This is a genomic window from Mesorhizobium sp. WSM4976, from assembly GCF_029625685.1.
In the GTDB taxonomy this organism is placed as follows: Bacteria; Pseudomonadota; Alphaproteobacteria; order Rhizobiales; family Rhizobiaceae; genus Mesorhizobium.
Genome location: NZ_JARTVT010000038.1, coordinates 13,748 through 32,073, shown reverse-complemented (window position 1 = coordinate 32,073; position 18,326 = coordinate 13,748). Strand labels below are relative to the sequence as shown.

General features: G+C 59.8%; 19 protein-coding genes and 1 pseudogene. 12 read left to right on the top strand and 8 right to left on the bottom strand.

The features are described from left to right. Positions 1-22: 22 nt before the first annotated feature. From P9272_RS32140 to P9272_RS32120, 5 genes are read right to left on the bottom strand one after another with little or no spacing between them, the layout of a single operon-like run. Entirely contained in the window at positions 23-1,534 is a 1,512-nt protein-coding gene (locus P9272_RS32140; RefSeq protein WP_278164038.1) for an aldehyde dehydrogenase family protein, read from the bottom strand. Between the two features lie 10 nt (positions 1,535-1,544). After that, positions 1,545-2,318, bottom strand: a complete 774-nt coding sequence (locus P9272_RS32135) for an enoyl-CoA hydratase/isomerase family protein (RefSeq protein WP_128256092.1) — start codon at positions 2,316-2,318, stop codon at positions 1,545-1,547. Further along, positions 2,311-3,912, bottom strand: a complete 1,602-nt coding sequence (locus P9272_RS32130; RefSeq protein ID WP_128256091.1) for an acyl CoA:acetate/3-ketoacid CoA transferase — start codon at positions 3,910-3,912, stop codon at positions 2,311-2,313. Before P9272_RS32130 ends, P9272_RS32135 begins: the two co-directional genes overlap by 8 nt. Then, a complete protein-coding gene (locus tag P9272_RS32125; protein ID WP_278164034.1) occupies positions 3,909-4,925 on the bottom strand; it encodes a Gfo/Idh/MocA family oxidoreductase in 1,017 nt (338 codons plus the stop codon). The genes P9272_RS32130 and P9272_RS32125 overlap by 4 nt, the downstream gene beginning before the upstream one ends. Next, the gene (locus P9272_RS32120; RefSeq protein ID WP_128256089.1) at positions 4,922-5,965 is read right to left on the bottom strand and encodes a LacI family DNA-binding transcriptional regulator; all 1,044 of its coding nucleotides are present in this window, start codon (positions 5,963-5,965) and stop codon (positions 4,922-4,924) included. The genes P9272_RS32125 and P9272_RS32120 overlap by 4 nt, the downstream gene beginning before the upstream one ends. Positions 5,966-6,203: 238 nt before the next feature. On the opposite strand from P9272_RS32120, the gene P9272_RS32115 reads away from it, so the two are divergent. The 7 genes from P9272_RS32115 (at position 6,204) to P9272_RS32085 (ending at position 11,704) form a co-directional block, all read left to right on the top strand. Next, positions 6,204-7,358: a dihydrodipicolinate synthase family protein gene (locus tag P9272_RS32115; protein ID WP_278164031.1), complete on the top strand. Its 1,155-nt coding sequence runs from the start codon at positions 6,204-6,206 to the stop codon at positions 7,356-7,358. A gap of 136 nt (positions 7,359-7,494) precedes the next feature. Beyond that, positions 7,495-7,698, top strand: a complete 204-nt coding sequence (locus P9272_RS32110; RefSeq protein ID WP_278164029.1) for a hypothetical protein — start codon at positions 7,495-7,497, stop codon at positions 7,696-7,698. Positions 7,699-7,979: 281 nt separating this feature from the next. Continuing rightward, positions 7,980-9,188 carry a site-specific integrase gene (locus tag P9272_RS32105; RefSeq protein WP_278164067.1) on the top strand — a complete coding sequence of 403 codons (1,209 nt, stop codon included), beginning with the start codon at positions 7,980-7,982 and terminating at the stop codon, positions 9,186-9,188. 180 nt (positions 9,189-9,368) lie between these two features. After that, entirely contained in the window at positions 9,369-9,974 is a 606-nt protein-coding gene (locus P9272_RS32100) for a hypothetical protein (protein ID WP_278164027.1), read from the top strand. A gap of 11 nt (positions 9,975-9,985) precedes the next feature. Further along, on the top strand, positions 9,986-10,450 hold the full coding sequence (locus P9272_RS32095; protein WP_278164025.1) for a hypothetical protein: 465 nt from the start codon (positions 9,986-9,988) through the stop codon (positions 10,448-10,450). A 199-nt stretch (positions 10,451-10,649) separates the two neighbouring features. Next, positions 10,650-11,264, top strand: coding sequence for a hypothetical protein (locus P9272_RS32090; RefSeq protein WP_278164023.1), 615 nt, complete (start codon positions 10,650-10,652; stop codon positions 11,262-11,264). A gap of 125 nt (positions 11,265-11,389) precedes the next feature. Then, positions 11,390-11,704 carry a DUF3768 domain-containing protein gene (locus tag P9272_RS32085; RefSeq protein WP_278164022.1) on the top strand — a complete coding sequence of 105 codons (315 nt, stop codon included), beginning with the start codon at positions 11,390-11,392 and terminating at the stop codon, positions 11,702-11,704. A 44-nt stretch (positions 11,705-11,748) separates the two neighbouring features. Here P9272_RS32085 and P9272_RS32080 read toward each other — a convergent pair whose 3' ends face one another. Next, positions 11,749-12,015 carry a helix-turn-helix transcriptional regulator gene (locus P9272_RS32080; RefSeq protein WP_278164019.1) on the bottom strand — a complete coding sequence of 89 codons (267 nt, stop codon included), beginning with the start codon at positions 12,013-12,015 and terminating at the stop codon, positions 11,749-11,751. 262 nt (positions 12,016-12,277) lie between these two features. Here P9272_RS32080 and P9272_RS32075 point away from each other — a divergent pair, with 262 nt between their 5' ends. The 5 genes and pseudogenes from P9272_RS32075 to P9272_RS32050 all read left to right on the top strand — a co-directional run. Continuing rightward, a complete protein-coding gene (locus P9272_RS32075) occupies positions 12,278-13,303 on the top strand; it encodes a hypothetical protein (RefSeq protein WP_278164017.1) in 1,026 nt (341 codons plus the stop codon). A 180-nt stretch (positions 13,304-13,483) separates the two neighbouring features. Next, the gene (locus tag P9272_RS32070) at positions 13,484-14,152 is read left to right on the top strand and encodes an outer membrane protein (RefSeq protein ID WP_278164015.1); all 669 of its coding nucleotides are present in this window, start codon (positions 13,484-13,486) and stop codon (positions 14,150-14,152) included. A gap of 106 nt (positions 14,153-14,258) precedes the next feature. Beyond that, positions 14,259-14,351 carry a putative RiPP precursor gene (locus tag P9272_RS32065; RefSeq protein WP_278164013.1) on the top strand — a complete coding sequence of 31 codons (93 nt, stop codon included), beginning with the start codon at positions 14,259-14,261 and terminating at the stop codon, positions 14,349-14,351. Positions 14,352-14,996: 645 nt separating this feature from the next. Next, the gene (locus P9272_RS32055; RefSeq protein ID WP_278164011.1) at positions 14,997-15,221 is read left to right on the top strand and encodes a hypothetical protein; all 225 of its coding nucleotides are present in this window, start codon (positions 14,997-14,999) and stop codon (positions 15,219-15,221) included. A gap of 49 nt (positions 15,222-15,270) precedes the next feature. Further along, positions 15,271-15,681, top strand: a pseudogene (locus tag P9272_RS32050) (IS110 family transposase); the annotation flags it as partial. A gap of 217 nt (positions 15,682-15,898) precedes the next feature. Here P9272_RS32050 and P9272_RS32045 read toward each other — a convergent pair. Both P9272_RS32045 and P9272_RS32040 read right to left on the bottom strand, forming a co-directional pair. After that, positions 15,899-17,539, bottom strand: coding sequence for a recombinase family protein (locus P9272_RS32045; RefSeq protein WP_278164009.1), 1,641 nt, complete (start codon positions 17,537-17,539; stop codon positions 15,899-15,901). Between the two features lie 281 nt (positions 17,540-17,820). Beyond that, complete coding sequence (locus P9272_RS32040) at positions 17,821-18,258, bottom strand: MucR family transcriptional regulator (RefSeq protein WP_278164007.1); 438 nt, start codon at positions 18,256-18,258, stop codon at positions 17,821-17,823. Between the last annotated feature and the right edge of the window lie 68 nt (positions 18,259-18,326).

Genomic DNA, 18,326 nt, shown 5'->3' with positions numbered 1-18,326 from the left:
ATGTCCGCCGGGGTCTCCCAACTCAGCCGACCCACCATCCGGTGCGCTGGCCGCGATGAAACTGGATAGTCTTTTCCTCGGTATAATCCTCGACGGCGCGCTTGCCGAGTTCGCGTCCCAGACCGGACTGCTTGTAGCCGCCGAAGGGCAGCTCAGGGTAACCTTCCATGAACGTGTTCACCCAGACCGTCCCCGAACGCACACCGCGCGCTACCGACATGCACGTGTCGATGCTGGCGCTCCACACCCCCGCAGACAGACCATAGGGCGTGTTGTTGGCAATGTGCAATGCCTTTTCAATCGTTTCAAAAGTGAGCACGGAGAGCACCGGCCCGAACACTTCCTCGCGCGCGATCGCCATGTCCTCTGAGACGTTACGGACGATGGTCGGATCGAGATACTGGCCGGCATTGGAGGCAAGCCGGGCACCGCCGGCGAAAAGTTTGCCGCCATCGGTTTTTGCCGCCGTTACATAGCCGGCCACCTTTTCCATGTGGTCGGCCGAGATCATGGCGCCGACCTTGGTGCGGTCGTCGAGCGGATCGCCGACGCGGACCTTTTCAGCCAGCGTCTTGACCGCGTGCAGGAAGTCGTCGGCGATCGCCTCATGCACGATCAGCCGGCTGCCGGCATTGCAGCATTCGCCGGCGTTGAAGAAGCCGCCGAACACGGCGGCATCCGCTGCTGCTTCGAGGTCGGCATCGGGGAAGACGATCTGGCCGTTCTTGCCGCCGAGCTCCATCGACACCTTCTTCAGCGAATTGGATGCTGCTGCCATGGTCGTCTTGCCGACGCGGGTCGAGCCGGTGAAGGACACCATCTCGACCAGCGGATGGCTGACCATCGGCGCGCCGACATCGGCGCCGAAGCCGGCGAGGATGTTGACCACGCCGGCCGGCAACCCGGCTTCGAGCAGGATGTCGCCAAGAACGAAGGTCGAGGCCGAGGTCATCTCGCTCGGCTTGACCACAGCCGTGCAGCCGGCGGCGAGCGCGAAGGGCAGCTTCTGGCTGACGATCAGGAAGGGGAAATTCCACGGCGTTATGATCGAGACGACGCCGATCGGCTCGCGCAGGACGACGCCCAGCATATCGTCGCCGAGATTGGCGTAGCTCTCGCCATGCAGCGTGCGGGCGAGCGAAGCCGCATAGCGCCAGATATCGATCGCGCCGCCGATCTCGCCGCGCGCCTGGGCGATCGGCTTGCCGGATTCCAGCGCATCGAGGCGGGCGATCTCCTCCAGCCGGGTCTCGATGAGGTCTGCGGTCTTGAGCAGAACCGCGGCGCGCTCAGACGCCTTCATGCGCGGCCATGGGCCGGTCTCGAACGCCTTGTGCGCGGCCTGGACTGCCGCCTCGACCTCCGAGGCGCCTGCCTGCGCATACCGGGACACGGCAAAACCGTGGCCGGGGCTGGCTCGCTCGATGCTGCGGCCGTCACGGGCTTCGACATGCTTGCCGTCGATCAAGAGCTTGTAGGCCTTCGGCGCCTGGGACGCCTCTGCCGGCATGACAATGTTGAGCGGTGCGTTCATCGTTTCTTCTCTAGGATCTGGAAAAGGCCGGCTTCTGCTTGGCCCTGAAGGCGCCGACGCCGGCTTTTAGATCGCCTGTCAGCGCAATGAAGCCGCTGGCCAGCGCCTCGGTCGCGGCGGCGTCTTCCTCGCCCTCGGCAACGCCGATCATCAGCTTGGCGGCTTCGGTCGCGAGCGGGCCGCGCTCGGCGATCTTCTCGGCCCAGGTCTTGGCTTCGTCGAACGCCTTGCCTGTTTCGACCAGCCGGTCGACGATGCCGTACGTGAGCGCATCGGCTGCCAGGAAAATCTCGCCGCCAATCGCCATCCGGCGCACGATCTGTGCACCGAAACGCCGCGCGGCGCGCTGTGTACCCGACCAGCCCGGCACGACGCCGATCGAGGTTTCGGGGAAGCCGAGCTTCACCTGGGTTTCGGCGACGCGGAAATCGCAAGCGGCCGCCAGTTCCAGCCCGCCGCCCAGCGCATGGCCGGACAGAACCGCAATGGTCGGTTGCCGGAGCCGCGCCAGCCGGTCGAAGACGCGGTGGCCGTAGCGGACCCATTGCACCTGGAAATCGGCGGCGCTCATGGCACCCCAGGCCTCGACGTCGCCGCCGGCGCAAAAGCCCTTGCCTTCGCCACGGATGAGCACGACGCGGACGCCCTCGGCCAGTTCGGCATCGTCGAGCGCTGCTTCCAGCGCGCGCAGCATCGGGATGTCGAGCGCGTTGAATTTCTCCGGCCGGCGCAGCGTGACGATGCCGATGGCGCCGTCCTTTTCGAAGGTGACAAGCTCAGCCATGCGCGCCTCCTAGCGAAGCACAGCCATTGAGCGACAGGCCGACCGGCCGATCCTGATAGAGCGCCACCGGCGTCACCTTGAGGTCGTTGGCGACCCCAAGCGGGATCTCGGCCTGCGCCAGCACATCGCGTTCGAGGTCTACGCCCGGAGCCAGTTCCGTCACCATCAAACCGTCCGGCGTCAGCTTCATCACGCAGCGCTCGGTGACATAGGTGATATCCTGTCCCTGCGCGACGGCGCGTTTTCCCGAAAAGGAGATGTGCTCGACTTCCTCGACGATCTTCTTGACCTTGCCTTCCTGGTCGATGCGGATCGCGCCCTCGGCGAGCGACAGCTTGGCCCCGGCATTGAAGAAGCCGGAGAAGACGATCTTCTTCGCGCGGGACGTGATGTCGACGAAGCCGCCGGCGCCGGCGGTGACATGCGGCCGCGCCGAAAGCTTCGAGACATTGACCGAGCCGTGTCGGTCGATCTGCAGGAAGGAGAGCAGCGAGGCATCGAAGCCGCCGGCCTGGAAATAGATGAATTGGTGTGGCGAGGGCATGATCGCCTCGGCGTTCGAGGCGCAGCCGAACTTGAAGTCGAGCAGCGGCACGCCGCCGACCGCGCCCTGCTCGATCACCCAGGTGACCTTGCCGTGCTGACCTTCCTCGAGAAGGATGCGCGGCACGTTGGCCGAGATGCCGAATCCGATGTTGACGGCCATTCCGTCGCGCAACTCCATGGCGACGCGGCGCGCGATCACCTTCTGGATGTTCATCTCCGGCGTGCGGAAACTCGACAACGGCCGGAAGATCTCGCCCGAGATCGCCGGGTCGTACGGCGTCTGCGTCGTCTGCAACTGATCGGGCGCAACGACAATATGGTCGACCAGAACGCCCGGTACGCGCACATCATGCGGCTTCAGCGTGCCGTTTTCGACGACGCGCTTCACCTGCGCGATGACGATGCCCCCATTGTTGCGGGCGGCAAGCGCCTGCTCCAGGCCGCCGAGATAGGCGCCCTCATGCTCGTAGGTGAGGTTGCCGCGCTCGTCCGCGGAGGTGGCCCGGATAATCGAGATGTTCGGCACGATGGCGCGGAAATAGAGCCATTCTTCGCCATCGAACTGCTGCACCGAAACAATGGGCTCGCTGGCCGCCGCGTTCATGGCGCAGCCCTGGTGGCGCGGATCGGCGAAGGTGTCGAGGCCGACCTTGGTCAGCACGCCCGGACGCTTGGCGGCGGCCTCGCGATGCATGTCGAACAGGATGCCCGACGGCACGTTGTAGGCGGCGACCGAATTGTCGCCGATCATCTTCCAGATCTGCGGCGGCTCGGCCGAGGAGGGGCCGGAGGGGTAGGAGCCGCACAGCGTGCGATTCAGCAGGCCAGGCTTGGCGAGATGGTCGATGCCCTTGATGCCGTACATGTCGCCCGCGGCGATCGGGTGCAGCGTGGTGATCGCCTTCGGATGGCCTTCCGCGTCGAAGCGCTCGCCGATCGCGGCAAGCACAGCGTCGGGGCAGCCAAGGCCGCTCGACGACGACACCGAGACGGTCATGCCGTCCTTGATCAGGCTGGCGGCATAGGCCGCCGAGACGAGCTTGCTCACGCGATGCTCCCGAGTTGCGGGTCGATGACGACGGCCTTGCCGGTCTTCGACGATTGCAGCGCGGCCTCGGCCGACGCCAGCGACCAGATGCCGTCCTCGCCGGTAGCGGCAGGCTGGCCTTCGTCGCGGATCGCAGCATGGAACTGGCGGACCGAGCGGGCGTAGAGGTCCTCGCGGTCGAAATTCAGCTCTTCCTCACCGCTGGCGGTGCGCAGCAGCACCGAGCCGACCGGCTTCTGCGTCATCACGTTGGCGGCGATCAGCGAGCCGTCCGTTCCGTGCACCTCGAAGCCGGTGCCGGCATATTTTGTCGTGAACCCTTCATGCGATTGGGCGATGACGCCGGATTTGAAGCGCCAGATGCACATGGCGCCGTCTTCCAGGCCGCTACCTGCCATACCGGCCGATTGCGTGAAGGCCGAAACCTCGGCCGGATCGTCGCCGAGCACGAAGCGCAGCGTGTCGGCGTCATGCACGGTTATGTCGAGCACCACGCCACCGCCGGCTTCCGGCCTGGTGATGCGCCAGCCCTGCAGGTTCTCCGGCAAGAAAACCGAATGAAAGACGCGTGCCGCGATCGGCTTGCCGATGCGGCCGGCGGCGATCGCCTCGCGCATGGCGCGATGGGCGCCGGCATTGCGCAGATGATGGTTGGTGCCGAAGACAATGCCGGCTTGCCTTGCTGCCGCAACCATCTTGCGTGCATCGGCGCTGGTCAGCGCCAACGGCTTCTCGCACAGCACATGCTTGCCGGCCTTGATCGCGGCCATGCCCTGATCGAGATGCAACTCGTTGGTGGTCGAGATGTAGACGGCGTCGATGTCCGAGTTGAGCAGCGCTTCGACGGTCGAGACGGCGGCAGGAATGCCATTCTCGCGGGCATAAGCCTCCGCGCGCTCCGTGCTCGAGCTCATCACGGCGGCGACCTCGCCGTCGGTCTGCGCGCGGATGGCATTGATCATGAACTGTCTGGCGATCGTGCTGGCGCCGATCAATCCCCATCGCACGCTCATGCCGCGTCTCCCATTTGGCTGCTGCGGTCAGGACCGCTGCTTTCCCGCACGACCAGGCTGACCGCGCCAATATGGTCTTCGGCGCGCGTGGTGCGCGACTGGATCATCTTCAGCATGACATGGGCGGCGCGTTCGCCAAGGCCTGCGGTATCGACGGCAACGCTGGTCAGCCCCGGGCTGTAATGCTCGGCCTCGGCGACGTCGTCGAAGCCGACGACGGCAAAGTCCGCTCCCGCCTCGAGGCCGCGCTTGCGCAGCGCCAGAATGACACCGAAGGCAACCGCGTCGTTGAAGCAAAGGGCCGCCGTCGGCGGTTCAGGCATGGCCAGCGCCGTCTCCAGGCAGGCCATGCCGCCCTTCCGGCTGGTCTCACCTTCGACGATCGTCCGGTCGACTACTGGAATGGCGAAGGCCTCGCAGGCTTCGAGGAAACCGCCCAGACGCTCCTGATAGACGACGAGGTCGGACGAACCGCCGAAGAAAGCGAGGCGGCGATGGCCCTTGCGGATCAGGTGCTCGGTGGCAAGACACGCACCGCGACGATTGTCGGGCGCGATTGCCGGTATGCGGCTTTCGGGCAGCCTGCGCATGGCGAACACCACGGGCACGCCAGCCGCTTCGATGCGCCGGAAAGCCCCAGGCATTGTGCCGCGCGCCGGCGAGACGATCAGGCCGGCGACGCCCTGCTCCATCATCGATTTCAGCACCTCTTCCTGGCGCACCGGGTTCTCAGCCGTGTTGGCGATGAAGGGGACGACGCCGGCCGCCTGGAAGACGCGCTCCATGCCGACCGCGAGTTCCGCGAAAAAGGGATTGGTGAGATCGTTGATCACCATGCCAATGACGTTGGAATGGGCCTTGCGCAGATTGGCGGCGCCGCGGTTGTAGACATAGCCGACATCCTCGATCGCCTTACGCACCTTGGTCGCGGTTTCGGGCCGGATGAGCCCGCTGCCCTGCAGCACGAGCGACACCGTCGATTTGGACACACCGGCTTCGCGGGCGATGTCCAGGATCGTCGCCTTGGCCCGGCTGGCCATCCTCGTCCCTTCCTCCGCATCACGAATTTATTGGAACGTTCTAATCACCGTTCCAAATCGGAGTCAATCACGATTTTTCGCGCGATTCGAGAATTGATGAGGATAGTTCGAAAATTTCAGCAGACATAAGGGTTTCTCCGTCAAGCGAATCCAACCTGCCGGCTCGCTTGCCTTGGATCATAAAAGTCCTTGATTTTTTGGAACGTTCCATTTATAGCGACCGCAACGGGAGAGTTCCATGGACATCATCTTGCCTGCGGCAAACGGTGACCGGGTCAGCTACCGGCTCGCTGGCAAACCGGTCGAGCCGATTAAGGACGCACGTTTTTCGCGCATAGCCTATGCCGCAGCCCATATCGTCGCCGACCCCATCGCCATGACCAATCCGTGGTCGCGTCCGGCGGTAGACTGGGACAAGACCATGGCGTTCCGCCATCATCTGTGGCGGCTTGGCTTTCGCATCGCCGAGGCCATGGACACCTCTCAGCGCGGCATGGGGTTCGACTGGGCGAGCGCCAAGGAGTTGATCCGCCGCTCGATCGCCGAGGCTAGAACGGTCCCGGATGCCGACCTTGCTTCAGGGGCGGGTACCGATCACCTGGCACCGGCGGCTGCCAAGACCCTCGACGACGTCATCCGTGCTTATGAAGAGCAATTTGCCTTCATCGAAGGCGAGGGCGGCAAGGCGATCATGATGGCGAGCCGGGCGCTGGCGGCTGTGGCGAAGGGACCGGACGATTATGCCCGGGTCTATGACCGGATGCTGTCCCAGGCCTCAGGCAAGGTCATTCTGCACTGGCTCGGCGACATGTTCGATCCGGCGCTCAAGGGCTACTGGGGCTGCAACGATTTTGGCACGGCGCTCGACACGGTTGTCGCCATCATCGAGCGGCATGCGGACAAGGTCGAGGGCATCAAGATATCGCTGCTCGATGCCGGCAAGGAAGTGCAGTTGCGCGACAGGCTGCCCGAGGGTGTCGTGATGTTCACTGGCGACGATTTCAACTATCCGGAGCTGATCGCCGGCAACGGCAGGCGGCATTCGCATGCGCTGCTCGGCATCTTCGACGCCATCGCGCCGGTGGCCAATGCCGCGCTGGCGAAGCTGGCGGAAGGCGACAAGGCCGGTTACGACGCGCTGATGGCGCCGACCGTGCCGCTGTCGCGAAAAATCTTCGAAGCGCCGACCGAATACTACAAGGCCGGCATCGTCTTCATGGCCTGGCTGAACGGGCATCAGGACCATTTCACGATGGTCGGCGGCATGCAGTCGGCGCGCGGCATATGCCATTACGCGGATGTCTTCCGGCTCTCTGACCAGGCCGGCCTGCTTGCCAATCCCGAGCTTGCTACCGCAAGAATGAAAGCCCTCTGCGCCCTCTCCGGCGTCTGAACCGGATACGTGCTCCGACTCCGCCGGGCTGCCGAGAGTGCCCGGCAAAAGATCTTTCGTTTCCTTTGAACCTATCCGCAATGAGGCGCGGCCAAGCGCTGCGTCAAGAAGCGAGGTTCATCAAGGAGAACGCCTCATGGTTAGTGCTTCAAGAAATGTCCTTATCGCGGCAATCGCGGTATCGGCGCTGGCCAGCTGCAAGACCGCAACCACCAGGGACTGCGGCAATCTCAAACCGAATGTGACCTATCATGGCAAGTGCTGTGGCATCGGCACACCCTGCCACGAAGGCAAGGGCGGCGGTAATCCCGGTCATTCGCCTGACCCGACACCGCAATAAGTCAATGAGGGATCAGTAGGGCGGTTGGGGAAGCCGGAATCGCAGCGGCAAAGCCTTACCGTCTTATCCCCTGGATTGGCTGGATGGTGGGCGTGACAAGGATTGAACTTGTGACCCCTGCAATGTCAATATCAGGCTTACAATTCCCGGCTGCGCTGTCACCATCCCGTCGCTACTGAAATCATTGAAAAAACTGTCACTCTCCTACCCGTAAGAGCTGTACTTTTCCCTTCAATTTGATTACCACGCGATTGCTGAGTTGGGGGCCGGTTGCAGTGAAGATGCGAATTTCGAAGCGCTCCGTCGATGAATTGGTCGCCGGAGAGAAAGACACGTTTTGGTGGGACGATGCGTTGAAGGGGTTTGGAGTCAAGGTAACGCCATTGGGGAAGAAGGTGTTTGTTCTCCAATATCGTGTAGGCAAGTCCGGCACCCCTCGACGCATAACAATTGGAGAGTACGGTCAGCCTTGGTCGCCGGATCGCGCACGAGACGAAGCCATGCGCCTACGCGGGATAGTGGCCTCTGGAGTCGATCCAGCAGATAGGCCTCCCGACAAGGTTAGCCTTACGGTCAAGCAGCTCTGGGAAAAATATCTCGAGCAGGGTTCCGCCCATAAGAAACCAACCACTCTGGCACGGGATCGTAGCTCGGCAATTCGCCACGTCATTCCGCTCATCGGCGAGAAGGACGTTCGCACTCTTACCAAACCTGATATCCAGTCCTTCTTTTCCTCTGTGAAGGCTGGGAAAACCGCGACCGATGAGAAGACCGGTCCGAGGGGTCGAGCGATCGTGAAGGGAGGGCCGGGGACCGCCAATCGAACCCTAGACCTTCTATCTTCAATGATGACATTCGCCATTGAGTTGGGCATCCGACAAGATAACCCGACGAAAGGGATCAAGAAGTTTTCGCTCCGGACCCGCGATCGATATCTCAATTCTGAGGAGCTCAAACGGCTTGGGGAGGCCCTTGCGGCCGAACAGGCGTCAGGTACGAACCCCGTGGCGCTGGCGGCTATTCGGTTCTTGTCCCTCTCCGGGTGCCGAAAGAGCGAAGCTCTTGGCCTTAAATGGAGCTGGATAGATCTAGAAAACTCTTTGGTTTCGCTGCCTGACAGCAAAACAGGTGCGCGCCAGCTTCATCTTGGAAGCGCTGCCAAGGACTTGCTGATGAATATGCCCCGGTTTGCAAACTCCCCTTGGGTTTTTCCATCGGTAAGGGGGGAGGGGCCGGTGGTTGGCATTCGAAAAATCTGGGACGCTGTACGCATTCGGGCCGGTCTCGGTGATTTTCGCTTACATGATCTGCGGCACAGCTTCGCGAGTTCCGCGGTATCGGCTGGTCAGAGCCTCTATGTGGTTGGCAAACTTTTGGGCCATAGCCAAGCGCGCACCACCCAGCGCTACGCGCATCTTGCCAAAGGGCCGGTTCAATCAGCTGCCGATGCGATTTCGGATGAAATCGCTAAGAAGCTCGCGGCGAAGTGAGACCGGCGTAGCTGAACGCCTTTAGAGGCGTTCTGGCTCGTTCCGAGCGGCTACTTCGCACTCATATTCTCGGGTCAAGATCAGCAATCCTCAGCCAGCCTCGACAGCGATCTACGTATGTACTATTGACAGGTGTCACGGATAGATGTATATGTGACAGATGTTAAATGGGAGACTGAGATGAGCAATGATCTGGGTGAACTCCGCTACGTGCCGCAGAACTTTCGCGATCTTGCAGAAACCGAACTCGGGAAGGAGCTTTGGTCGTTTCTCAAGCACCGCGACAACCTCATCAGGATGGAAACGGCCACTCTTTTGGATAGGGCAGCCGTTGAGCCCTTGGCCGCAGGCCTAGTGGCAGAGTTCGGCGAGGAGGTCTCGGATGACCGCGTAAAGCAGATGATCGGTCACATGGTCAGGCAAGTTATGGCGGCAATGGGGTACGAGACGGATCGCTCAGCCTTGCGAATAACGCGACCGAGCCTGTTCACCAGCGGGACCACCTATCGCCCAGCGGGGAGCGGTCCTCGGGAAGCCATGAAAATCACAAAAGAACAGCGCGACGCGTGGATAAAAAACACGAAGAATAGCGCGTTCAATACGTGGCTGAATAAGCAGGTTCGGGACGAAAATGGCGTCCTTCTCCTTGAACAGCTCTACGCGGTCGCCAGAAAGCACGGGATCGAGAAGCGTTACGACAATCTCAATCCCGGCCAGCAGCGCATGAACATCGGCGTCCAGCTCCGCAAGCTGGTCGATCCAAAAGAATATGAATCCATCGTCTGAGGGGTATCACCATGTACACAATCGAAAAACTGAAAGCGATGACGCTTGAGCAGAGGGCTCAGATCTACAAGAACTGTCTACGAAAAGGTGGTCCGGAAGCGGAGGCAATTATCGAGATGTTGAAAGCCACCGGAATGCCATATCAAAAAGACAAATCGCTCGCCCATGGCGACCCCGTTTATCGCGCAATGGAGGTTGTCATAAACAACCCCGAAAACGTGGAGAAGATGCTAGACGCCGCAGCTAAAGGCCGCCCGCCGCTTGAAGCGGTCGATCCCTTGATAAAGGCGAAGCTCGGCAATGATTACGGCCCTCACAATGAGGGGACGGTGACTGCTGGCTACCTTGTAGGCCAAAAAATGTATGCGCTCGACTACGAGAAAACCCGCGCATTGCCTCTGGTTGGTTGTGTTGCAAAGACGGCCGCGACCTTCAGGAAGCGGAAGGCATCGCAGTCGGGGAGCCCGGCCGCTTAAAACAACCTCCGGTTGACTTAGGTATATATTCCTGTTACAATACATGCGGTGAGCTGCGTCGACCGACGCGGTTAGGCCAGCACTTAACAGGAGCTATCACGATGCCTTTCACAAACCGACCCGGCACCTTGTGTCGGCAGCCAGCACAGCACACCAAAGGGGGCCGAAAGGCCCCTTCTTCGTTTATGGAGGCGCTTCAATGAATGTCGCCTCCGAAACCACACCGTCGCTGATCGTCTTTGGCCGCGACGAGACCAGCAAGGCCCATGCCTCGGTCTTCCTACTGGCTGACGTCGAGGCGGCCGAAGGAGCTGCCAAGCTGATGGGGATGCATTCGCATCGCCTCGAACCGGGAGAAGCCCCGGAGATCACTATGCGGCTCCCCAAAGGCAAGCTGTTCGACAGCGGCAAGGCGTTTGTGCCGTTCTGCAAGGGCGATCTGTATGCCCGCATTGCGGCCTTAGCTGGCGTCGCTGACGAGCCGCGCCGGGCCTCGACCGGCACCGATGACCCCGAAGCCGTCGAAATCGCTTCAGCGAGCTCGCCTGAGGCCGGAAAAGGCCATGCTGACGACGGCCAAGGGGCCGGTTCGGGCGATGGCGGCGCGCCTGACCCGTGGGCGAAGCTGGCGGTCGGCGATTTGGTCCTGGCGTCGGAAGGTCCCGACGAGGGATATTTTGAAGCCCGCATCACGAAGGCGAAGGACAAGGGAATTTTTACGTTGAAATTCCGCGACTACCCCGACGCCCCTTCGATCGACCGGAGCTACTACCAGCTCGGCCTGATCCACCCGCGCCAGCTGGTGAAGAAATAAACGGGCTTGCCAACGGGCCGGGTTCGTCCTGGCCCGCCACCCCTTCAAGTAAACATCATTCAAGGACCCAAATCATGACCTGCTCAACAGAGTGCGTCGATCGGGCTGGTGCGGCCGATCGGAAGATGCGCATTCGGAACCTCAACGATCAACTGCGCCAGACCGGCGTCGGCGGCCGCATGGTGATGACCGCCGGTGTTGCCGCACTGCCTGCTAATGAAATCGCTGCGATCCTGTTGGCCATCGCCAACTTCGATGCCTTCGACAAGGACAACGACCCATGGGGCGAGCATGACTGCGCTCTCCTCCACGTGGGCGAGCGGCAGCTCTTCTGGAAGATCGATTGCTACGATCGGACTCTGACAAACCTATCGCCGGACCCGGCTGACCCAGCCGTCACGATTCGCGTCATGGCCGTCATGCTGCCGGAGGAATACTGATGGTCACTGCCGCACAGGGCACAGGGGCACAGCTCGCCTCAGGTCTAACCCGCCTTTGGCTTCCTGCCCGAGGCCAAGGGCGCTGGCTCTCTGGCACCTTTCGGCGGCTCGGCCAACAGAGCCGCCGGGGCAACGCCAAGGGCCTCAGCCAAAGCTGCCAAAGTATCTGTGGTCACGTTCTCGGAACCACGTTCGATCCGACCGACATAGGCACGATCAACGTCGGCCGCCAGCGCCAATCGCTCCTGCGACAGACCCCGTTCGACCCGAAGCTTGCGGAGATTCCAACCAATGATCTTGCGCACATTCATCGCGCGCAAGAAGGCAATACAAACGGCTTGACAATCGACGGACTGACAGTCCCATATTTAGCGCGAGGGTTGCCGAAAGGATTTGCGCAACCGTCATTGGAGTCCGGGGGGAAGAAATGAAAATCGCAGTTGGAATTATCGGAATTCTGCTCGGCTTGGTATCGATGCAGTCCTGCGCCGACCTGATCCTCGCTGCCATGGCCTTCTTCGGCTGGAGAAGCGCTCGTTCAGGCCGGATCAAGACCTCCGCGGAGGCCTCGAAATGACGAAGATCTTTCGATTCGTACTCGTTTGCAGTGGGCTCACGCTGCTTCTAACCCCGCGCGCATTTGCCGACGTATGCAGCGAGATGATCGATGCAAACAGCACCGGCGTATATGAGGGGACGCCCATCGCCAAGATGGACCCGAATTGGGTCCAAGTTCTTACGTCACAGGCCGCCATGTGCGGCCAAGGAGCCACCGGCGCAGATGCGCAAGCTCTCCAACAGTTCGCGCAAAAGCTGCAGGCCAGACAAGAACAGGCGAAGGGCTATCAGCAAGAACTAATCGAATTGCTCCAACGTACTCGCGCCCTTCCGAACGATCCTTCGTCAACCGCGGACCTTGAAAAGATAAAGCGACGGCTCATTGAAATTCGAAACGAGTCGGTCGAGGCCTTCCAATCGAACGAGTGGTTAGAATTGGACACTGCCATAGACCAAAAGAACGACGCCGTCGCATCGGGCCAAGTTCAGCAATCTTCGCCCGCGAACACGACAGGTGCTGATTCTGGCGAAACGCCCGACGAACCTACCGACAACGCGTCATCGTTCCGCGGCCTCCAACTGGGCATGACCGAGGCACAGCTTAGGCAATCGTTGGATCAATCATTTGCTCTGACCGATAAGCCAGCGGCCACGGAAACGCAGGTGCTGACCATGCTCCTTGAAGGCATGAACGGACAAGCTCAGCCCTCGCTGTTCATCGTCAAGGGTCAACAAGCTTGCGGGCAGATCATGATGCGTGGCGGCCGTGTCGCTCGGCTTCGCTTATACCAATGCTACTTCGACATCGGGAGCGGGATGTCGATTGATGATTTTGTTCGACAGATCATCGACACCTACCAGCTCGAAGACGGCATGGCAGGGCATTGGGAGATGCGAGGCACTGGCCTTTACCGCTTCAAGTACACCGAGTACGTCGGCGTCAGGCAGGCGACGTCCGAGAGGTTCACGGCTTCCGTGGGGCAGATGGACAACAACCTGACGCTGACCGTGGAGCGAGTTCCACACGCCAATTTCAACTAATAGAATGCCGGTGCCAATCCAACGATGGGCATGGCATCACGCGAGCAAGCCGGATCAAGGCGTCGCGGGACGCAGAAGAAGTTTTGCGGGTTTGCGCGTCACTGTTGCCGTCTGGTCACTGCGCAACCAGAAGCAGCCGCTATAATACATGCGAATATCGGACCAAGGGCGGACCATACAATGAACAAGCTTTTCCTCTCGGCGCTTTTTTTCGGAGCGCTGGGTTCATCAGCCTTCGCAGCAGATGCAGTCTCTCTAGAGGCACCTTCATATAATTGGACGGGTGGCTACATCGGAGCGGTTGCGGGCGTGAATTTCTTGCGGGGCGATGTCACGATCCCTGCTTATAATCCTTCCGGTTACAATGGAGACAGCACCTCTGCATCAATCGGTGGACAGATCGGCTATCAATATCAGTTTGAGAATAACGTTGTGCTCGGTGCAGAAGCCCGACTGGTCGCGGTATTCAACAAGAAGACGGTTCCCACTATTGGCACTGAAACCTTCGAGACTGCGGCTGATTGGCAAGGCGATATCGTTGCGAAGGCGGGATATGCAATGGGCAACTTGCTCCCGTACATCAAGGGTGGCGTCGCCTTCCTGCATCTCCACGACACTGGATATAGCGATCCGGGTTTTGGCGATGCCAAGTTCGACCGGACTTATACCGGCTGGACGATTGGTGTTGGCGCGGATTACGCGCTGAATGACAAATGGATCGTTGGCGTTGACTACGCCTACGCGCATTTCTCGGACCACAATTTCCAGGACGACAGCACGTTGGTCGGCCCGACCTTCGTAAAGCCGAGCACTCATACTGTGTCGATCAGCCTCAATTATCGTTTCTGATTTCAGCAGGGGGAGTTACCATGAAGATGATCTACGAGAAGCCAGTCCTCACGAAACGTGAGCGGTTGGGCAGCGTTGTGGCCGTCATCCTGTCGAAGGGTGGGCTATGAAGAAGACCTACGAGAAGCCTGTTCTCATTCGCAAGGCCAAGCTTTCCGCCATCGTTGCGGGGACGCCGTCGGCACCGATACTCACCTAAGGTCCAGGCGGATAGGAAAATGGAAAAGCCCGTCAACTGCGGTCGGCGGGCTTTTCTATGTCTGCCGACGCCCTTCCGGTCACGCTTTCTGCCGCCTGTAAGGCGTCGTCGGCTTCAGTCTCTTGCGTAGAGACGGCTGCTTCGCCATAGAGTTCATCCACCCGATATCGAGCCGTCACCGCGCTCCGAGCCGCTTCGCCTCTGCCTCAAGCGTGTCGCGGTAGTTGCCATGCTAGGCGATCAATTCACGAACTTTGGGGATCGTTAGGCCGAATTTGCTGGCTAGGTATCCTACCTCATATTCCTCATCACCCGACACCCGACACCCGACACCCGGTCGCGGTCTCGTCCGGCATTTGCTTGTCCTCCGCCTATAGCTGAAACGAAAGCGGCTCATGGCAAAATGTTCCATTGGGCTTTGCCCCTCGCTTGCAAGGACGGCGGCCGTGCCAACGGGGCAGGAGCTTTCCACCACCGCTATAAGCGCATCCTTCAGGCGGGTGCCTCCTTGGAACGGTGCTGCGGGCTGTGAGGGTCGGGTCGCCGGTAGACGGTCCGGCCCTCTTTCTTATTTCACGCAGATTTTGATTTGATTTTCCGCGAGCCTTGACAATGGTACTTGGGTTCTAGGGTGGAGTTGGGCTGGTGGACGTTCAAGCCGATCACAGGCGAGCGAGCACCGCTAAGGAGCTTGTCCGTGCAGCGCTCCTAAACGCGCCGTTTGGCGAAACGGTCTCGATCAAAGAAACCATCGCTGTCGTCCGCGAACTCGGTCCCGATCTCACCGAGAGCGATTGCCAACTCATCGAACTCATCATGCTCAAGGCGATATTGCTTGGCCGGTTCGTCGCCTTTGACATGAAAGAATAGATGCACCAAAAATTTGACGCAGCGCAAAGCTGCTCTGTCGTAAGACCGTATGTCCGCCTCTGTCGGTGAGGTGGCTCGCCCTACACTGCGCGTCCGAGGGTTGCTCGGACGGGCCGAGCCGATCCTCATCACAGGAGGACGAGCCGTGGCAGATTATAGAGAAGCATTTGTCGGAATCGATGTCGCGAAGCTGAGGAACGCCATCGCGATTGCCGAATCCGGCCGGGAAGGCGAAGTTCGCTTCTTCGGCGAGGTCGATGCATCGAATACGAGCATGCGCCGAGTTATCCAGCGGATCGCTACCAAGTTCGATCGAGTTCATTTCTGCTACGAGGCTGGCCCGACCGGCTACGGTCTCTATCGGCTGATCCGATCGCTCGGCCATGAATGCATGGTGGTCGCCCCGTCGCTGATCCCGAGGAAGCCTGGCGATCGTGTGAAGACAAACCGGCGGGATGCCAGCAAGCGGCTTTGGGTCCTTTCGCAGTTCGCCGGTTTCTGAGCGAAACGAAAGACCCAAAAATGGCGAGCCACCACTTGCGCGATAGTCCTGCTCGAACTGCAGAGCATGGGCCGGACTGCGCAAAATGGTGCCAATCTTCCGGCTATTCAGAAGCACATCGAGAGAATGTGTCGATCTCGGCGATTGAGTGTGGGACATCATCGAACGGAAGAAGTTAGGTTGGCTTCACGCCCCTTTCGCCCCGAGGCTTTGATGGGCCATAACGCAAGCCTTCTCGCAACAGTTGACGTGCCCTTATCCGGCCGTCACGAACAGTTTGTCCTCTGGTGGTTGGGAAACCTGCCAACTCATACGCCTTCAGCATCGATCCAAAGCGTTCGTCGAAAACGTGATGCTTGGGGAGATTCGGATCCCCATCCACTAGGGCACATGAAACATATCCGAACTTGGCATGTAGACGCCGAATGCCATCCAGAAGCTCTATATCTGAGTGCTTTGGACCCCGTTGGCTGACCCTACGTCGCGCTGCCGATACCGTTCCTTTTCTGGTGGTTGGGAAACCTGCCAACTCGTAGGCCTTGATAACGGACCCAAATCGCTCGGCGAAAACGCGATAAACAGGCAGCTCTCGATCCGCATTGATCAGCGCGATTGTGATAAACCCGAACTTAGCGTGTAGCCGTCGGATTCCATTTAAGAGCTCTTCATCCGTGTATGTGCGACCTCGTTTTGCGACGGCGCGTGGCGACTGGAATCCGACCATTGCAAATGCTGCTCGCAGGTTGCCGAAATGCTCGATATATGTTTTGACGCAGGGCGTGTATGGGCAATTGTCGATGATTGCCGAGGTGAGATTGTTCTTTTCTCTAAAGAGTCGCCTCAGTCTTTTTACCATGTCGCGTCTGGTATAGCCGTACCCTCGTTTGTGTCGGAACTCCCGCTGCGCTCTCGCAAACCGCTTGGGGTCTACAATCGGTTCCATTACCCGCGTCCTGACCCAGAGGCCGGGAGGATTGGGTTTGGCCGTCCCTCTCATTTTTTGGTTGGTTCTGTTGTAGACGTAGTACCCGATCATCAACTCGCTGCGTAGAACAGTCTTTACGCGCGCGAAGGCCCATACGCACCCGTCCGTCGATGGCACCCTCTCATCGTTCAGTATCCTAGCGATGCTACGGATGCTTCGCCTCTGATCGACAAACATCCGAAAGATGCGCCTAACGATCTTAAGCTCCTCAGGAGGTCCCGGAACGCAAATCACGCGGTCGGTGCTCAGCCCCTTTTCTTCGCCCGGCCCAAGAAGAAAACGAGGCTGCCCGTCTTTGCTAATCAACATTCGTCTGACCCCATAGGGCAGTGGGCCGCCCTGCTTAAACCCAAGGCGAGCCTGCTGTGTCTGCGCCCTTGAAATCTTCGCTGAGAGCTCCCGGCTGTACTCGCTTGCCATGACGCGCTTAAGGTTCTTGACGATGGTTGAGACCATGCTGCCGTCGTTTTCAAAAGGCTCTCCACAGTACTGGACAGCTACACCGGCATCTCGGCAGATGAATTCGTAGTGAGCGGATTGGTCGGTGTCCTGAAACCGCCCCCATCGGCTGACGTCAAGGACGAGGATTGCAGAATAGGTCCGTTGGCCAGTCACCACATCGGACAGCAGTTGCTTGAAGCCGTCCCTCCCTTTTAAACTTAGGCCACTTTTTCCAGCGTCGGCGTATGTCCGGACGATAGCGAAGCCTCTGGCCTCGGCATATTCGGCAATGGCAGCGACCTGATTCTCTAGCGAGTAGCGCTGGTGCTCGGTTGACATGCGAATGTACTGCGCTGCGGGAACACGGAGCACACTCGAGAGTTCAGTCACTATAGTTCCTCTCCAACACAGCCTTTTCAGAGCCAGCATTGGCTGCAAAAAACGGATACTACTCCAACCGCGTGTTTAGTCCAAGAATGCTCTGATCGCGCCTTTTGGTTTTTACCGCTGCCACACAACATCAAGAAAAAAGAATCTGCCCAAAGACACATTTTATACGCAAACGCGTATATCCAAGATTTATGCGCATTCGCGTATAAATGCTGACGTGACGTTCGGTCTGGATAGTCGGTTCGGTTCCGTGCCGTTAAGTTCGGAGGGCGGGCATATCTCTAAGATTTGCCCTTTGGATTGCGCGACTTTTTGGCCTTGCGCCCCAGCCCGCTCGACTTTGCCAGCGCCGACCGCTGGGCCGCGTAGTTCGGCGCTACCATAGGATAGTCCGATTTCAATCCCCACTTGGCCCGGTACTCGTCCGGCGTCAGGCCGTAGTGCGCATCAAGATGGCGCTTCAGCGATTTGAACTTCTTCCCGTCTTCAAGGCAGATGATGTAGTCGGGAAACACCGAGCGTTTCGGGTTCACTGCGGGGTTTTGGAGAGGTTTCTCGGGCTCGACAGCCTGCCCGATGTTCGCCAGCGACGAATTCACGCTTTGAATCAAATCGGGCAGTGACGCGACGGGTACAGGGTTGTTGCCGACATAAGCCGACACGATATCGGCAGTCAGCGCGATCAGTGCGGCCTGCGAATTCGATTCTGCTTCAGTCACTCAATAGCTCCTTCCTTATTGGCCACGCATGTCTAGCGTCTTTTGGGATAAATTCCACTGAGGCAAGG

What these genes read in the sequence shown, in the direction of transcription:
- P9272_RS32140 (WP_278164038.1), bottom strand. Translation starts at nt 1,534, where the DNA reads ATGAACGCACCGCTCAACATTGTCATGCCGGCAGAGGCGTCCCAGGCG.
- P9272_RS32135 (WP_128256092.1), bottom strand. Translation starts at nt 2,318, where the DNA reads ATGGCTGAGCTTGTCACCTTCGAAAAGGACGGCGCCATCGGCATCGTC.
- P9272_RS32125 (WP_278164034.1), bottom strand. Translation starts at nt 4,925, where the DNA reads ATGAGCGTGCGATGGGGATTGATCGGCGCCAGCACGATCGCCAGACAG.
- P9272_RS32120 (WP_128256089.1), bottom strand. Translation starts at nt 5,965, where the DNA reads ATGGCCAGCCGGGCCAAGGCGACGATCCTGGACATCGCCCGCGAAGCC.
- P9272_RS32115 (WP_278164031.1), top strand. Translation starts at nt 6,204, where the DNA reads ATGGACATCATCTTGCCTGCGGCAAACGGTGACCGGGTCAGCTACCGG.
- P9272_RS32110 (WP_278164029.1), top strand. Translation starts at nt 7,495, where the DNA reads ATGGTTAGTGCTTCAAGAAATGTCCTTATCGCGGCAATCGCGGTATCG.
- P9272_RS32105 (WP_278164067.1), top strand. Translation starts at nt 7,980, where the DNA reads ATGCGAATTTCGAAGCGCTCCGTCGATGAATTGGTCGCCGGAGAGAAA.
- P9272_RS32100 (WP_278164027.1), top strand. Translation starts at nt 9,369, where the DNA reads ATGAGCAATGATCTGGGTGAACTCCGCTACGTGCCGCAGAACTTTCGC.
- P9272_RS32095 (WP_278164025.1), top strand. Translation starts at nt 9,986, where the DNA reads ATGTACACAATCGAAAAACTGAAAGCGATGACGCTTGAGCAGAGGGCT.
- P9272_RS32090 (WP_278164023.1), top strand. Translation starts at nt 10,650, where the DNA reads ATGAATGTCGCCTCCGAAACCACACCGTCGCTGATCGTCTTTGGCCGC.
- P9272_RS32085 (WP_278164022.1), top strand. Translation starts at nt 11,390, where the DNA reads ATGCGCATTCGGAACCTCAACGATCAACTGCGCCAGACCGGCGTCGGC.
- P9272_RS32080 (WP_278164019.1), bottom strand. Translation starts at nt 12,015, where the DNA reads ATGAATGTGCGCAAGATCATTGGTTGGAATCTCCGCAAGCTTCGGGTC.
- P9272_RS32075 (WP_278164017.1), top strand. Translation starts at nt 12,278, where the DNA reads ATGACGAAGATCTTTCGATTCGTACTCGTTTGCAGTGGGCTCACGCTG.
- P9272_RS32070 (WP_278164015.1), top strand. Translation starts at nt 13,484, where the DNA reads ATGAACAAGCTTTTCCTCTCGGCGCTTTTTTTCGGAGCGCTGGGTTCA.
- P9272_RS32065 (WP_278164013.1), top strand. Translation starts at nt 14,259, where the DNA reads ATGAAGAAGACCTACGAGAAGCCTGTTCTCATTCGCAAGGCCAAGCTT.